At 68.7% G+C, this 13,131-nt stretch carries 11 protein-coding genes; 5 read left to right on the top strand and 6 right to left on the bottom strand.

Annotated elements, in window-relative coordinates; genetic code table 11:
• Position 1 precedes the first annotated feature (1 nt).
• Complete coding sequence (locus tag FOH10_RS20595) at positions 2–1,420, top strand: MATE family efflux transporter (protein ID WP_143981972.1); 1,419 nt, start codon at positions 2–4, stop codon at positions 1,418–1,420.
• A gap of 58 nt (positions 1,421–1,478) precedes the next feature.
• Here FOH10_RS20595 and FOH10_RS20590 read toward each other — a convergent pair whose 3' ends face one another.
• The 3 genes from FOH10_RS20590 to grpE all read right to left on the bottom strand — a co-directional run bounded on the left by FOH10_RS20590 (position 1,479) and on the right by grpE (position 4,091).
• On the bottom strand, positions 1,479–2,177 hold the full coding sequence (locus FOH10_RS20590; protein WP_039815968.1) for a hypothetical protein: 699 nt from the start codon (positions 2,175–2,177) through the stop codon (positions 1,479–1,481).
• Between the two features lie 184 nt (positions 2,178–2,361).
• The gene (locus FOH10_RS20585) at positions 2,362–3,489 is read right to left on the bottom strand and encodes a 3-ketosteroid-9-alpha-monooxygenase, oxygenase component (RefSeq protein WP_143981971.1); all 1,128 of its coding nucleotides are present in this window, start codon (positions 3,487–3,489) and stop codon (positions 2,362–2,364) included.
• A gap of 41 nt (positions 3,490–3,530) precedes the next feature.
• On the bottom strand, positions 3,531–4,091 hold the full coding sequence (gene grpE, locus FOH10_RS20580) for a nucleotide exchange factor GrpE (protein WP_244961301.1): 561 nt from the start codon (positions 4,089–4,091) through the stop codon (positions 3,531–3,533).
• 50 nt (positions 4,092–4,141) lie between these two features.
• On the opposite strand from grpE, the gene FOH10_RS20575 reads away from it, so the two are divergent.
• From FOH10_RS20575 to FOH10_RS20560, 4 genes are all read left to right on the top strand, one after another.
• Positions 4,142–5,824, top strand: coding sequence for an Hsp70 family protein (locus FOH10_RS20575; RefSeq protein WP_029928047.1), 1,683 nt, complete (start codon positions 4,142–4,144; stop codon positions 5,822–5,824).
• A 10-nt stretch (positions 5,825–5,834) separates the two neighbouring features.
• Positions 5,835–8,150, top strand: coding sequence for a SaeA-related protein (locus FOH10_RS34895; protein WP_186000542.1), 2,316 nt, complete (start codon positions 5,835–5,837; stop codon positions 8,148–8,150).
• A 160-nt stretch (positions 8,151–8,310) separates the two neighbouring features.
• Positions 8,311–9,255 (top strand): metallophosphoesterase family protein, encoded by a 945-nt coding sequence (locus tag FOH10_RS20565; RefSeq protein WP_029928051.1) that lies wholly within the window; start codon positions 8,311–8,313, stop codon positions 9,253–9,255.
• Between the two features lie 119 nt (positions 9,256–9,374).
• Positions 9,375–10,535 carry an XdhC family protein gene (locus FOH10_RS20560; RefSeq protein ID WP_143981969.1) on the top strand — a complete coding sequence of 387 codons (1,161 nt, stop codon included), beginning with the start codon at positions 9,375–9,377 and terminating at the stop codon, positions 10,533–10,535.
• 41 nt (positions 10,536–10,576) lie between these two features.
• On the opposite strand, the gene FOH10_RS34890 is transcribed toward FOH10_RS20560, so the two are convergent.
• From FOH10_RS34890 to FOH10_RS20550, 3 genes are all read right to left on the bottom strand, one after another.
• A complete protein-coding gene (locus FOH10_RS34890; RefSeq protein ID WP_186000541.1) occupies positions 10,577–10,720 on the bottom strand; it encodes a hypothetical protein in 144 nt (47 codons plus the stop codon).
• 172 nt (positions 10,721–10,892) lie between these two features.
• Positions 10,893–12,335, bottom strand: coding sequence for a DUF1254 domain-containing protein (locus FOH10_RS20555; protein WP_143981968.1), 1,443 nt, complete (start codon positions 12,333–12,335; stop codon positions 10,893–10,895).
• A gap of 134 nt (positions 12,336–12,469) precedes the next feature.
• The gene (locus tag FOH10_RS20550; protein WP_143981967.1) at positions 12,470–12,949 is read right to left on the bottom strand and encodes a DUF6461 domain-containing protein; all 480 of its coding nucleotides are present in this window, start codon (positions 12,947–12,949) and stop codon (positions 12,470–12,472) included.
• Between the last annotated feature and the right edge of the window lie 182 nt (positions 12,950–13,131).

The following is a 13,131-nucleotide window of genomic DNA, read 5'->3' as shown; positions in this document are numbered from 1 at the left end:
AATGCGCGAGGGTGATGGCGAAGTGGCCGAGGAGTCGGAGGCCGTGGCGCGGAGTGAGGCGAATACGGTGACGACCGCGTACCCGGATCGGGGCGCGGATGCCGCTGATGCGGGACCGCGGCGGATTCTCGGAATCGCCGTGCCGACGCTCGGGGTGCTGGCGGCGGAACCGCTATACCTGCTGTTCGATATGGCCGTCGTGGGGCGGTTGGGGGCGTTGGCGTTGGCCGGGCTGGCGGTGGGCGGTCTGGTGCTGGCGCAGGTGTCGGCGCAGTTGACGTTTCTGAGTTACGGCACCACGGCGCGGGCGGCGCGGCGGCATGGTGCGGGGGATGAGCGCGGCGCCGTGGGGGAGGGGGTGCAGGCCAGTTGGGTCGCGGTCGGGGTGGGGTTGGCGATCGTCGTGGTCGTGCAGGCGCTGGCGGGGCCGGTGGCTCGCGTCATCGCGGGTGGGTCGGAGATCGCGGACGAGGCGCTGCCGTGGCTGCGCGTGGCCCTGTTCGGGGTGCCGTTGATCCTGCTCTCCATGGCGGGGAACGGATGGATGCGCGGGGTGCAGCAGACGCGGCGGCCGCTGCTGTATGTGGTTGCGGGGCTGGCATTGTCGGCCGTGCTGTGTCCGGTGCTGGTGCACGGGCTGCTGGGTGCGCCGCGCCTGGAGTTGACGGGTTCGGCCGTCGCCAATCTGCTCGGGCAGCTCGTGACCGGCGGGCTGTTCGTGCGCGCGCTGTTGCGTGCCCGGGTGCCGCTGGCCCCGCGGCCCGACATCATGAAGGCACAGCTGGTGCTGGGCCGCGACCTCATCGCCCGCAGCCTGGCCTTCCAAGCCTGCTTCGTCTCCGCGGCGGCGGTGGCGGCCCGGTTCGGCGCGGCCTCGGTGGCCGCGCACCAGCTGGTGCTGCAACTGTGGAATTTCCTGGCGCTGACCTTGGATTCCCTGGCCATCGCGGCACAGACGCTGGTGGGCGCGGCGCTGGGCGCGAACAATGCCCGGGGCGCGCAGGGCCTCGCGCGCCGGATCACCGGCTGGTCCACGATCTTCGCGGTGCTGCTGGCGGTGGTGTTCGCGCTGGGGCACACCGTGATTCCACTGCTGTTCACCGATGATACCGGCGTGCTCGACCGCACCCACGTGGTGTGGTGGTTCTTCGTCGCCATCATTCCGGTGGCGGGCGTGGTCTTCGCCCTGGACGGCGTGCTGTTGGGTGCGGGCGATGCCGCCTTCCTCCGCAATGCCACCCTCGGTTCGGCCCTGCTCGGCTTCCTGCCGGTCATCTGGCTCTCACTCGCCTTCGACTGGGGGATCGCCGGAATCTGGTGGGGCCTGGTCGCTTTCATGGTGCTGCGCCTGATCGCGGTGTCGTGGCGGGCCCTGTCGGGCCGGTGGGCGCGAACTGGCGCGGAGGTTCCGCACCGGTAGACATCCCCGAGCCGACGGCCGGTCAGCTCGGGGGTGCCCACCTGGGCGGGAAACGGCCCTACTGGCCGTCGAGTTGCTTCACTACGTCCCGGTAGGCGTTCGGTACCGTGACTTCGATCAGGTGATTCTGCGCCTGCTCAACCGTCCAGCCGAGCTCGCCGTCTTTCCGCTTGTCTTCCCGAGCGAGATCATTGTCCAGGTTGATGTCGAACATCATCATCAGATCGCGCTTCCTGTCGAGCACGAAGACCGTGATCATCCGACCGGCCACGTAGGCTTTGATGAACGTCGCCTCGTCCCAGGGGCCTTCGATCGTACGATCTTCCACGTCCTCGTCGTCGTCCCTGATCAGATTCCGGCGCAACTGGATCTGCTCGTCGTAGCGTCCGGTAGGGGTTTGGTATTCCCGGTCGGCATAACGTTCGTCGACCTGTGAGGCGGTGGCGAGCCCGAACGAGATGTCGCCGTCGATCTTGCGGGCATACGAGTCGTCCCCCTTGCCGTCGTCGACCCAGATGACCGACCCGGCGCACGGCCTGACGCCACCGGTCAGCTCACCACCGCGGCTGTTGGGTTCCTTTCGGAACCGGTCGTAGTCCAAGAACTCCACGAACTCCTGCAAATGCTCGCCGAGCACCTCACACGGGTCCAGGCTTTTCGGGCTCCGGGACGACGCGGTGCTCGGTCCGCCGCCGGGGATATTCGATCCATCGGCCACGACCTGCCTGTCGCCACAGGCCACCGTCGCCATGATCATGGCGGCAGCGAGCGGCACGACCCTGAGCTGCCGAAGTGTGGTCCGAGTTCCCCGCATGTCTGTCCTCCCATATCTGTGACACGTCGCCTGCGCGTTAGCTGTTCGCGCAGGCGGCGAGATCGTGACATGCGTTCCAGATATAGACAAAATGGACATTGTTGTGTGGGGTGCGGTGTGCCTCCGGTTAATCCCGCTGTTCCAGGTTGGCGGCCACCTCGGCCTGCCAGGCACGGTTGGCGTGCGTGGTGTCGACCTCGAATTCGAAGCGCTGCGTCATTTCCGGCGTCACATCGGCGACATCCACATAGAACTGTTCGTACCAGCGGCGCAGCTGGTACACCGGCCCGTCCTCCTGGGTGAGTAGTGGATTGTCGATGCGGGACTTGTGCTTCCAGATCTCCACGTCCTGGAGGAAGCCCACCCGGAAGCTCTTGGCGAACGCCGCGGCCAGCTTGTCGGCCTTCTCCGGCGGCAGCCCGGGAATCCGCTGCACGCTCACCCCGTACTGGAGGACGAAGGAGTCCTGACTCACCGGATAGTGGCAGTTGATCAGCACCGCCTCGACGGTGTAGTCCTCGAAGTCGTTGTGCAGATAGTTGATCATGTACGCCGGCCCGTAATACGAAGCCTCCGAACGCAAGAGCGCCATCTGCGAGTAGTTCGATCCGGTGGCCATATCGGGCCGCCCCTTGGAACGCAGAAACTGCGTCGCCACATGCCCTTCGAACACGTTCTTGAAGTACACCGGATACGCGTAGTGGATATAGAAGAAGTGCGCCATATCCACGTTGTTGTCCACGATTTCGCGGCAGTGCGAGCCCTCGATGAGCATGGAGTTCCAACTCCAGTCGCTCCACAGGTCGGTCTCGATGCCGTCGATGTGGGGTATGGCGACCTCGGGCGGCGGCGGATTGCCCTCCGGGTCGTTCCACACGAACAGTTGCCCGTTCTCCTCGCAGGTGGTCCACGACCGCGTGCGCGCCAGCGGCGGTACCCGGCGCGCGTAAGGGATTGCGGCACAGCGTCCGTCGCCGCGCCAGCGCCAGTCGTGGAACGGGCAGGCGATATCGTCGCCCTTGACGCTGCCGTAGGAGAGGTCCGCGCCCATATGGCGGCAGTAGCCGTCCAGCACGTGCAGCTCACCCTTGCTGTCCGCCCAGACGACGAGCTTCCCGCCGAACGCCTGGATCGCGTGGGGTTGACCGTCGCGGAAGGTCTCCGCCAGTCCGAGGCAGTGCCATCCGCGCGCGTAGCGGGTCATCGGCTGCCCCACATCGATGGACCGATAGGTCTGGCTTCGAGTGTGCGCCATGAGCCGAGGTTAAGCGCCTCGGCGCAAAATTGCAACCTGTTCTAGTTTTGCGTCGTGGCTCCGGAGCGGTGCCGCCGCACCACCACCCGTGCCGGACGCACCGACCGCTCCGCCACCAGCAGTCCCGGCTGCACCACCGCGTCGACGGTGCGGTCCGCCGCCGGATCGTCGGTGGCCGTCACCTCGGCGGCCTCCATGGTCAGCGCGTCGAACACCGCCCCGGGTTCGGGCGCCACCAGCCGCCCACCGCGCCCGGTGAGCAGCCGCTCCACCCGCCCCGCGAAGGTCTCGAACGCGGCCCGCTCGGTCTCGGATCCCGCCGTGTCCGCGAGCGTCCGAGCGTCGCCGTAGAGCGCGAACAGCTCCACCACCAGCGGCAGATCCGCCCCGGCGCGCTCCCGCTGCGCCCGGGCCTTGGCCTCGTCGACCAATCGCTCGATGGTGCCCGCCTGGCGGGCGATCACCCGGGCGAGATCGTCCACGCGCTCGAGCACCCGCTCGGTCAGGTGGTCGGTCACCGGCGCGGACACGCCCGGTCCGGGTTCGGTATCGGTCGTCGCGTCGGTCTCGGATTGTCCGGCGGCTGCGGCGGATTCGGTCACCGGCAAACTGTATCGCCGCTGTCGGATTTCGGCTGCTACGATCGCCAGCCATGGGGGTCTTCGGCATAGACCTGGGCACGACGAATTCCGCTATCGCACGTATCGACGCGGATGGTCGCCCAGAGGTTCTGGTTGGGTTGAACGGTGAACCGACGGTCCCCTCGGTGGTCCTGTTCGCCTCCGCGCACGACCACGTGGTCGGCGAGGGCGCGCGACGGCAGGCCCGACTGGACCCGGAGCACGTGTGCGCCCTGGTGAAGCGCCGAATGGGCGATGCGGACTGGCGGTTCATGGCGCACGGTCAGGCGTGGTCGGCGCCCGCGGTGTCCTCGCTGATCCTCAAGAGCCTCGCGGCCGACGCGGAATTCGCGGGGGCGCAGCCGGTGCAGCGGGTGGTCGTCACCGTGCCCGCGTACTTCGGCGACGAGGAGCGCCGCGCCACCATGCAGGCCGGAAGTTACGCCGGATTCGACGTGGCTGGTGTGCTCTCCGAGCCCATCGCGGCCGCACTGTCCTACGGTTTCGGACGGCTCGACGGCAGCCTCGATGTCGGCAAGGGCGACACCCGCGAAACCGTCCTCGTCTACGACCTCGGCGGCGGCACCTTCGACGCCACCGTCATCGAACTGGCCGACCGGCGCATCTCCGTGCTCGCGGTGGAGGGCGACCATCAGCTGGGCGGCGCGGACTGGGACGAGCGCATCGCACTGCACCTGTCGCAGCGGTTCTGCGCGGAGCATCCGGAGGCCGAGGATCCGCTGGATGATTCGGCCGGATCGCAGATGCTGGTGCTGGCCGCCGAACGCGCCAAACACGAACTGAGCGAGGCCGAGAGCACCGAAGTGGTGGTCGCCCACGACGGGGTCCGCGCGGTCGTCACGCTCACCCGCGCCGAGATGGAGGCCATGACCGCCTCGCTCATGCGCCGCACCCTCGACCTCACCAAGGCGTGCCTGGCCGCGGCCGGGCAGCGCGGTGTGCACGCCGTGGACCGGGTGCTGTTGGTGGGCGGCTCCTCCCGCATGCCCATGGTGGCGCGGGAATTGCAGCGTGAACTGGGCCTGGTGGGCGAACTGCGCGACCCGGACCTGTCGGTGGCGCGCGGCGCGGCGCTCTACGGCGAGAAGCTGGAGATGGAACGCCTGGTGGTCGCCGATCTGGTGACCCGCGGGCGGCTGCGCGACGGAGCGGAACTGCGCGAGGCGTCCCCGGCCGATCTGGAGCAGTCCATCGCGCGGGTGGCCGACTCCTTCGGACAGCCGGTGGGCCTGGTGCGCCGCATGCTCGAGATCCGGGTGGACACCGTGGTGTCGCGCGGATTCGGCGTGCTGGCGCTGGACCCCTACAGCGGTCTGGCCGCCAGCTGGCTGGTGCACCGCAATCAGACCCTGCCCATTCGGGTGCGCCGCTCCTACGGCACCGTGCGCGCCGATCAGGATCAGATCGAGCTCACCATCGTCGAACAGCAGGGCCAAGCCGCCTCCGTCCGGCCCGAGGATACGAAAGTCTTGGTGGAGGGCCATATTCGCAATATTCCGCCCGGCTATTCGGCGGGCAGCGAAGTGCAGGTCACCTTCGAGATGGGGTTCGACGGGGTCTTGCACGTCACCGCCTATCACGTGGAGGCGCGCATGCCGTTGACCCTGTCGGTGCAGACCGGCGCGACCCTGTCGCAGGCGGATGTGGCGCGCGAACTGGACCAGTTGCAGCGCACCCGCCGCCGCCCCGCCTAGGCGAGAACAGATGCAGCCCTTCAGCCCCAACGACTATCGCAAACGCGTGCTCGCCGCCGTGGAGCGCCGCGGCGGCCTCGAGCATTCGGATGCCTTCGAGCTCTACGACATTCCGCTCGACGAGGCGACCACGCTCACCGACACCGAGGTGGAAGCGCGGATCGAGCAGGTGTGGGGCTTCTGGCAGAAGCAGCGCGACCATCCGAAGTACCGGGTGCTGGTCGGGCTGCTGGTGGACGGCCACGAAGAGCTGTCGTACCCCCTGCTGTCGGCGGCCTCACGGCGGGTGGAGGCCGATCGGGTACGGCAGGTGCGGGCGCGGCGCGAGGGCGAGCGCTACGAGATGCTCGACACCGCCATCGAACGAATGGTGAACCGGCACGGCGGAATTCCCGCCGCGAAGCTCCCCGGCCTCGAGGATATCGGCAAGCTCAGCGGGCTCGACGCCGACGAGATCGCCGCCCGGCTGCGCCGACATCCGATTCTCGACGAAACGCCCGCCGCCGCACCGCCGCCCACGACCGAGGTGACCGCGCAGCGGCGTCAGCAGATCCGCCAGCTGCTCACCGAATACGAGCGCCTGCTCCCCGGCGACCCCGTTCCGACCCTGCTCGTGCTGCTCGGCCTGGACTACGCCCGCGCCCACGAGACCGCCGAGATCCGGTTGCGCGCCGAAGCGCTGCGCGCCCGCACCCGCGAACTGCCCCCCGGTCGCGTCCGCGTGGTCCTGGACGAACTGCTGGTACACGTCCAGGACCTGCTCGAACCCGGCGGCCACACCGTCGACGACTATCTGCGCGCCATCGCCGCCGACGTCGCCGACCAACTGCGCCCCCAGGTCCGCGCCGCCATCCTGGTGGAAGACCAACTGGTGGAGGCGGATTACGACTTCCTGGTGCACGAGGCCATCGCGGGCGGACTGGACCACTCGACGGCGCAGCAGGTGGTCGTCGGGCTCGCGACCGAGCTGGGATCGACCGTGGAGGGCGTCACGGGGGTGTCGGACGCTCGGGGGACGTCCGCACCGGGTCACGGCTCCGACCGCCGCGGTTCGACATCCGGGGGCGGGTACGGCACTACCTCCGCGAGTCCGCACCCACGCGCCTGGGAGGAACCCCTGAAGGCCGCGCGGGCCGCGCTGCGCGCCGGGCATCCGCGCAAGGCCGCCCACCATGTGGAGCGGGCGCGTCGTGCGGTCGACGCCGACGGCACCGGTATGACCTCGGTGCGCCCGGTCGCCGAGGAGGTGGATCGGGTGCTCGCCGAGGCGGTGGTCCGCTGGCGTTCGGCCACCGTCGGCTGCGCGGGCAAGCGTTATGTCGAGGCCCTCGACCACCTGCAGTATCTGGAGCGCCATGCCTCCGACGTCCCCGATCCGCAAGGCGGCCGGGATCTCTCGCAGCTCCTCGCGGAGGCCCGCGCCGCCATCGCCGAGGCGGACCGCCTGCTCGCCGCCGCCCCCACCGGGCCCCTCGATACCCGCATGCGCGCCATGCGCGCCGTCCTCGACCTCTGCGCCGACCACACCGGTGCCCGCGCCGCCCTCGCCGCCGTCCCCATCGACCCGCCCGGCGCGCTCACAGCCATCCGCCAACCCAATGGCACCGTGACCCTCAGCTGGGAACCCTCACCCACCGCGGATGTCGAATACCGCGTCACCCGCCTGCAACCCGACGACTCCTGGCGGGTGGTCGGCCGCACCCGCGCCACCGAACTCGAGGACGGCGGCGCCCCCGACGGCCCGCTCCCGATCTACGCGGTGGTCGCCACCCTGTCCGGCCGCACCTCGGACATGAGCCGCACCGACGCCCCGAGCACCCCACCGCCGACCCCCGCGCCGACCCCACCGACTCCCGGCCGCATCGACATCACCCGCCCGGACCGCCGTGCCGCCCGAGCCGCCGCCCGCGCGAACGCCACGACCGGTGCCGGCGCGGCTGATCCCTCCGGGGGTGCGCGCGCGTCGACCGGTTCGAGCGCCCACCCGGGGGCTGCGCCATCGACCGATCCCGCACCCAGCGGCATCCCCGTGGTCGAGAACCTCGCGATCCGGGGCGATGTGCTGACCTTCGACTGGCCGCTCGGCGTCACCGAGGTCATGGTCGTGGTCCGCACCGATTCGCCGCCGGTCGCCCCCGACGATCCCGACGCCCGCGCCTGGAAGCTCACCAACACCCGCTACCAGATCGACGGCGGCGGTCGTCTGCCCGCCGATATCCCGCGTCCCTGCCATATCGCCATCGCTTCCACCCGGCGCGAGCCCAATGGAATGCTCACGGTGGCGGCCGGATTCGTGTCCTCGGCCCGCATCCGCTGGGAGGCGTGAGCCCGCGCCCACCGTGGGTAGACGATCGGCACGGCGGCAGGCGGGTGATCGGCGTGCGATCGCGCATGGGAATCTGGTGGGAGCCGCCGCTGTTGCCGCAGGGAGTGCGTGCGGCGCGTGGTCGTGAGCAGAGAGGCGGAGCTGGGTGAATCCGAAGCTGATGGCGGTGAGCGACATCCATGTCGGTCATCAGGGCAACAAGCCGGTGGTGGAGCGGATCCGGCCGGACTCGCCCGAGGACTGGCTGATCCTGGCCGGTGACGTGGGCGAGAAGACCGACGACATCCGCTGGGCGCTGGAGACCCTGCGCGGCCGCTTCGCCAAGGTGATCTGGGTGCCCGGCAACCACGAATTGTGGACCACCGCAAAGGATCCCGTACAGATCCACGGCGCTCCCCGCTACGACTACCTGGTCTCGCTGTGCCGCGACCTGGATGTGATCACCCCGGAGGACCCGTTCCCGGTCTGGACCGGCGCGGGTGCGGAGGAGTACGGCGGCGCGGTCACCCTCGCTCCGCTGTTCGTCCTCTACGACTATTCGTGGATGCCCGACGGTGCGCTCACCAAGGCGCAGGGCCTGTCCATCGCTCGGGACCGCAATGTGGTTGCCACCGACGAGTTCCTGCTCTCCCCGCAGCCGTACGCCACCCGCGACGCCTGGTGTCACGCCCGCGTGCAGTACACCCAGCGCCGCCTGGACGCGCTCGCCCCCGATACCCCGCTGGTGCTCATCAACCATTTCCCGCTGCTGCGCGACCCCACCAAAATGCTGTTCTACCCGGAGTTCGCGCTGTGGTGCGGCACCGAGCTCACCGAGGACTGGCACATCCGCTACAACGTCGTGTGCTCGGTCTACGGTCACCTGCACATTCCGCGCACCACCTTCCACGAGGGCGTGCGCCACGAGGAGGTGTCGCTGGGCTACCCGCGTGAATGGCAGCGGCGCGGGCTGCCGGATCAGCTGCTCCGCCAGATCCTGCCGACACCGCAGTACGGCCCGGACGATCTGAATGCCTGGGGTGGGCACTTCAAGATCACACCCGAGATGGAGAAGATGGCTGCGCAGATGCGGGCACAGGCCGACAAGCGGCGCGGACTGGCCTAGCGGAACCGGATTTTCACCGCTCAGAGCGTTGCATCTGGTGCCACTTCGTCGGTAGCTGAATATTCGCCACATCAGCGCTGCGGCGTGCATGCCGACCATCCCACTGTGATGATGGGGGAGTGCGCGAGCTGCTGCCAGAACTGCTCGACCAGGTCCGGCGCGGACCGGTCGCGCTCGCCCGCATTATCGACGTCACCGGCGCGGGACCGCGTGAGGTGGGTGCCGCCATGCTGGTCACCCCGGCGGGCGAGGTTCTCGGTTCCCTGTCCGGCGGCTGTGTCGAATCGGCCGTGGTGGTCTCGGCGGCCACCGTCCTGCGGGGCGCGGATGCGGTGGTCGAACACTTCGGCGTGGCCGACCCCGACGGTATCGCCGTCGGCCTGACCTGCGGCGGCGAGATGGAGATTTTCGTCGAGCGGGTCGACGCCGCACAGCTGCCGCTGCTCGAGGTGCTGCATCGCGACATCTGTGCTGGTCACCCGGTCGCCCTGGTGACCAGCATCGACGCCACCCCGTCCTGGCAGCTGATCCATCCCGGCCCGGCCGATGCCCCGCCCCGAGCTGCCCTGTCCGGTGCTGCGCCGTCCCGCAACGCCCCATTCCGAGACAGACCGGCCCGAGCATCCTCGTCCCGAGGCGGCCCGGCTCCCTCCCGTGATGCCCTCGGCATGGCGCGGGCGGGGCGCACCGGTTCGATCGGCGCCGACGCATGCGAGGGCTCCGACTTCCCATCGCGCGCCTTCGTGCAGAGCTTCGGCCCGCCCGCCCGCATGATCCTGGCCGGAGCCAACGATTTCGTCCGCGCCCTCAGCCGCACGGCCGCCCAGCTCGGCTACCGCGTCACCGTCGTCGACGCCCGGGAAACCTTCACCACCCCAAGCCGTTTCCCCGCCGCCCAGGAGGTGGTCGTGGACTGGCCGCACCGCTACCTGCGGCGCGAACACGACGCGGGCCGCCTCGACTCCCGCACCGTGGTCTGCGTCCTCACCCACGACCCCAAATTCGACGTCCCCCTGCTCACCGAGGCGCTCGCCATTCCCACCCTGGCCTTCGTCGGTGCGCTCGGCTCCCGCCGGACCCACGCCGATCGTCGTACCCGCCTCATCGAGGCGGGCCTCACCACGGAGCACCTGCGCCGCCTGCACAGCCCTCTCGGTCTCGACCTCAACGCTCGTACCCCGGAGGAAACCGCCATCTCCATCGCCGCCCAGATCATCGCCGAGACCGGCCGCGCCTCGGCGCGCCCGCTGTCCAGCTTGGACGGCCCAATCCATCACTGAGGCAGTGGATTTCGCCAGTCCGCTAGCGGCGGACGTCGGCCCTAGCCGATAGCCCGGTCGACGAGTAGCAGGGCGGCGACGATTCCGGCCGCCACCACCAAGGGGTAGTTACCTGCCGCCGTCGTGTAGTCGAGCATCGACGCCGCCAGGAGTATCGCGAGGATCAGGAAAAGAAGCCGCTTCACTGGATGCCCCCTTGACCGGCTTCCAGCGTAGAAGGTGCGGATCCCTCGGTACCACAGGTGAACTCGCTTGTGGCAGCGTCCGGACATACCTGAGGCAGGAGAGGGGCGGACCTGCTCCCCGGAATGGTCGTCCGGCAGCTGAATTACGCTGCCGGACGGCCGGTTTGGTGCGTCAGTTGCGTGTGACGGCGGGCGGGTTCCAGCTACCATCGATAATCGCCTGATCGGGCCAGTAGAGCCGCAGCAGCATATTGAAGTCTCCGCCGGCGGGGGTGGGTAGCCAGTTGGATTCCTTGTCCGCGCCGGGGTTTTCGCGCTGAATATAGATGTCGACCGACCCGTCGGGATTCTTGGTCAGCCGCTCGCCCCGCACGGTGTAGCGGTTGTCCGGATTGTCGACGAAGAACCCTTGTTCGTCGTACATGGTGAGCGACCAGAATCCTTGAACGGGCGGAAGCTGGCTGGCATCGAAGTGCAGCACGTAAGAGTGCTCGGAGGTGAGCTGAGTGTTGCTCGCGTCGACGCGGGTGGCCGGGTAGATCGCGTCCTGCGGCAGGTTCGCGCCCAGGCCGGCGTAGGCGACGACAGCGCGGGCGGCGTAGTTGGTGCCGTAATCGCCGATATCGCTGCGCGCGATCCGCCAGCCGTTGACCTCGTCGTTGCCGAGATCGAGCTCGATGTGCGCCAGCGCCTTCGGCCACGCCTGTTCCCATCGGGTGCGCTCGGTCTCCGCGAGAGTGCTCAGGTCGAGCTTCGTCTCCGGGGACCAGCCGATGGACGCCAGCCGGTCGAGCAGGGCTTCGTCGCCGGGGCGGGTCTGAGAGTGTGACAGGTTCGAGTAGTACAGCTCCCAGTACTGCTGCGGGGTCAAATCGTGTATGTACTGGGCGACCTCCTGATCCCGGGGCCAGTCCGGATGCAGGTCGGGGTTAGCCGGGGGCGTGTAGGGCGTGCCGTATGCGCTGAGCGGGACCGCGGTCATCCGGTCCTGGATGGCGATCACATTCGGTACGTCGTCGGGGCCCTCCACCTGGATGCGACCGATCATCCAGCCGGAATCGGTGGCGAGCCGGTATTCACGCACCCCTTCGGGCAGACTGCCCTGCCAGTCGGGTCCGACCAGCGCGAATTCGTAACCCGTCACGTCGCCGAGGGTCCTCGAACCGGGGGAGACGTCGATATTGGTCCACATATCCATGATCGGGAACAGGTGGTACCGGTCGCCCATATCGGGGACGCTGATGATCAGCGGCTCCTGTGCGACATCGAAGAACATCGACGTGTAGAGGGTGTCGACGTTGGGACGCACGACATTCTTGAACGTCGCGTCCGGGAGGAAGTGCAGGGGCGCCAGCTGATTCATCGGGGCCGCCCCGATCAGTGGGTCCTGGGCCGGGTAGTTGGTCGACTGCCGCCGCGTCACCTCCACCGCCACCAGGGGGTAGGTGTACACGTACGCCTGTACCGCCAGATCATCGGCGGTCGGAGCGGCGGCCCCGGTCGGCTCCGACGATTCCGAGGAACTCGACGAGCAGGCCGCCGCCAGCGCGATCACCGCCACCATCCCCATCGCGACCGCCGCCCTGCCGCGTCCAGATTTCGAACTGCTGATCACCGCATCCTCCTGTGTGGATCCGCCGAGCACAGTTGCGAGTGAGCCAGGTGGCTCACTCCTCGCGAGCGTAGCCGCTTCCTGCGTGCGGAGTTGGAACGACGAGGCCGTCTCGGCATTCCATGGCCTCCAGCCGGTCAGCCGGCACACCTCCAGATGCCGTGCGGCGCATCAGCGATCTCGCCCCACCTCAGTCCGGCCAATCGCGCCATCATCTCGAAGAGATGGTCCTCGTCGAAAGGCCCTGGAGCCGATACTTCTTCCGGCAGGGGTGGCCCGTACTCATCGACGACCGCACCCTCGGCGTGCACAATGCGTCGTACCGGGATCCCGTCGATGTACCAGGCGAACCCATGCACGGTCGAAACGCTGTTGGTCACCCACGCCAGCGCTCTTCCGGTCCGAGAAAGCGACCGCACTGCTTCATCGTCGAACGCCACCCGAAACTGCGGATCGGCAATGCACGTCCATCCGCCGACTGTCGACACCCCGTAGCCGCGCAACTGCCGAAACACTTCGTCGAATTCGATAAGCTCCCGGCCGTCGGACGGTTGCCCGGGAAGATCGGCCGGGTCGACAACTCCTTCGACGAACAGCCCCTGTACTTTCCACCCCATGGTCAAACGCCTCTCCGTGTCCTGGACGCTGCGACCACTGCGTCGCGTCCGTGCGCGAGGCGTTCGAGTCGCTACCGGGTGTCACGGCGATCACCATAGACGTCGGTACCGACTCCGTCCGGGTAACCAGCACGCACAGCCTCGAGCCGATGCCGTCCGCGCGGTTGTCGACGCGGCCGATT

Origin of the sequence: Nocardia otitidiscaviarum, from assembly GCF_007362295.1 — a bacterium.
Lineage (GTDB): Bacteria > Actinomycetota > Actinomycetes > Mycobacteriales > Mycobacteriaceae > Nocardia > Nocardia otitidiscaviarum.
This window is presented reverse-complemented; position numbering and strand designations above follow the sequence as displayed.